Raw genomic sequence first — 2,124 nt, forward strand, 5'->3', positions numbered from 1 at the left:
ACTTTTGTTACATCTGTGGAAAAAATCCTGAAAGAATTTGGAGAAAACTATGTAATTAATTTTGTCTAGCTACTTAAAACTGCCTGTAAGTCAGCCACTGAAATCTTGAGTAATTTACTCAGGGAGTAGTCAAGCAACCAACTCAACCCCCAAGCAATCGCAATAGCTGCTAACAGAAATAAGACGGCTTTCATTGCCATTGGATGCAGACTCGCTATCCATCCCAAAAGGGAGAAAGCGACGCATCCGGCAACGAAGTAGTTTGCCAGATACATCGCTTTCATTATTTCTTACCTCCTAGCACTGCATCCCACGGGCGAGGCTGTGGAGTTGGTACGACGGGGGGACGAAAATTCTCCAAGGTATAGGAGCATCGGTTGCGCCCAAAAGGGGACTTGCTTATTTCCTCATAGTGGGCAGGCTCGAAGGTGAACCCGTTAGCTCGTAAAGATTCTACCAATTTCTTCACTTCTTTTTTGTTGCCAGCAATCCACATACAGCAATTTCCAGGTTTATGGAGTACGGTTGCAAGGGTTTGTCAACCATTTTGGTAAGTGTTTGGGATTAAGGTGTACTCTATTTGCGTGGAATCTGCTGTATATTCCATTAGCTTGCGCCTCCGGTGAGCTTGGCTTTGATTGCATCAATCCGAGTTCTGGCATCGCTGTCAGCCTTGTCAATCCCTAAACTCAGTCGGGCATAGCCGGGACGCAAACTGTGCAAGTGCTTAGCTAGTCGAGTGTCTGAGCGCTTTTTACCCAGTTCATTATCAGCCACAACACCCTCATATTTTCGGTGTTCTTTATGAACTGTTTTGTCTGCAACTTCAATTTTTCCTAGTGCTTTGTAAGCGCGTTTAGACTGCCGTGCACCGTCTGTTTTCTCCTTTGCCAAATCCTTCATTGCGTCCGCTTCTTCCTTCGTGAAATAGCGCGGGGAGGGAACTACGGGAACACTACGAACTGAGTCAAAGTTACCAGGATTTAGCGGTGTGATGACGCTTGCATCAGTGCTTGCCAAAACTTTTGATTTGTCAATAGCGTGTCCGCCGTCGTTGCTGGCAGTCAGTTTTCCAGCATCAGAATTGCCGCCAAAAAGGTGCAGTTGTAAGCTCATAATTTTGTCCCGATTTGAATGTTGATGCGAACTGGGGAGGGAAATAAATTCAAGGGATTGATTTGTCGCCACATAGACATTGCCAGCACAAACACTCCCGCCGATGCGAGTACAAGTGCGATGAGTTGAGAGAAGTCAACCCAGTCTAAAAAGCTGGTGGAATTCTGGCGGGTGAAACCGCACACAGGGAATGAACCGTCGTTAGTCCAATCAAGGGTGTCTACAGTGTCTACGCCTTGTGGCTCAAGCGGTTCCGGTGTTGTGTCTACAGTGTCTATTGCCGTGTCTAGCAGTCTGTCTAGCGATTCACCGTCAACGAGGTAGAGTTCTAGCAGTGCTTCCCATGTAGCAGTTTTGCTGAGTTTGCCGAACTGTCTGGCGTCTTCGTTGGTGAATCCGCAGTTGAAAGCGATCGCCTTGAGCCGGTCAATACGGCGGCAACTGGCAGCAGGCTTAGTCATTCTTGCCCCCAGCCGCAGCGGCCAAAATGAACTCAACCGACTGCAAAGCTTTATCTAAGGAATCATCGAGTTCCTCAAGCGCTTCTGGGGCAGTCTGTTCCCAGATATCGAGCAGATTAATTGCTTTGCGGGATTCGCCGCTGTCTAGGCTAGCAAGGTAAGTCTTGGTTGCCACCACAAAAATACTGTTGCCAGAAAGATACTCACAAGTTGCCCTAGAGTTCCTTAAAAGGAAAAGGATGTGCTCAAGGGTAAGGCGATCGACAACAACTGTCTCTTTCGCCTTAAACGTAAAGAGTTGCGATCGTCCGTTAGGACAATCGGCTGAAAGTGGCATAATTTATAGGCTCCAAACGTTGTAGACGAACTGTTTGGGGAAGTCGTGGTTTGGCTAGCATTGCAAGTGCTCGTCAACCGCGCATCAATCTTCCTTAGTTACTCACGATTGCAGACTTACAGTTCCTTGTCAACCATTTGTGACAAGTTAAGAAAAAGTGCAAATTGTCAAGGGGGTAGACCAAAAAAGGTAAAATAGGATGAAACCTTT

Annotated in this window: 4 protein-coding genes; all 4 read right to left on the reverse strand. The window is 46.9% G+C overall.

The genetic code is table 11. The features are described from left to right. Positions 1 to 65: 65 nt before the first annotated feature. The 4 genes from QUA33_RS27965 to QUA33_RS27980 all read right to left on the reverse strand — a co-directional run bounded on the left by QUA33_RS27965 (position 66) and on the right by QUA33_RS27980 (position 1,914). A complete protein-coding gene (locus QUA33_RS27965) occupies positions 66 to 284 on the reverse strand; it encodes a hypothetical protein (protein WP_333153010.1) in 219 nt (72 codons plus the stop codon). 322 nt (positions 285 to 606) lie between these two features. Beyond that, the gene (locus tag QUA33_RS27970) at positions 607 to 1,116 is read right to left on the reverse strand and encodes a hypothetical protein (RefSeq protein ID WP_333153012.1); all 510 of its coding nucleotides are present in this window, start codon (positions 1,114 to 1,116) and stop codon (positions 607 to 609) included. Next, the gene (locus QUA33_RS27975; protein ID WP_333153014.1) at positions 1,113 to 1,577 is read right to left on the reverse strand and encodes a hypothetical protein; all 465 of its coding nucleotides are present in this window, start codon (positions 1,575 to 1,577) and stop codon (positions 1,113 to 1,115) included. Before QUA33_RS27975 ends, QUA33_RS27970 begins: the two co-directional genes overlap by 4 nt. Next, positions 1,570 to 1,914 carry a hypothetical protein gene (locus tag QUA33_RS27980; RefSeq protein WP_333153016.1) on the reverse strand — a complete coding sequence of 115 codons (345 nt, stop codon included), beginning with the start codon at positions 1,912 to 1,914 and terminating at the stop codon, positions 1,570 to 1,572. Before QUA33_RS27980 ends, QUA33_RS27975 begins: the two co-directional genes overlap by 8 nt. Positions 1,915 to 2,124 lie beyond the last annotated feature (210 nt).

The organism is Microcoleus sp. Pol14D4 (genome assembly GCF_036701245.1).
GTDB lineage: Bacteria > Cyanobacteriota > Cyanobacteriia > Cyanobacteriales > Microcoleaceae > Microcoleus.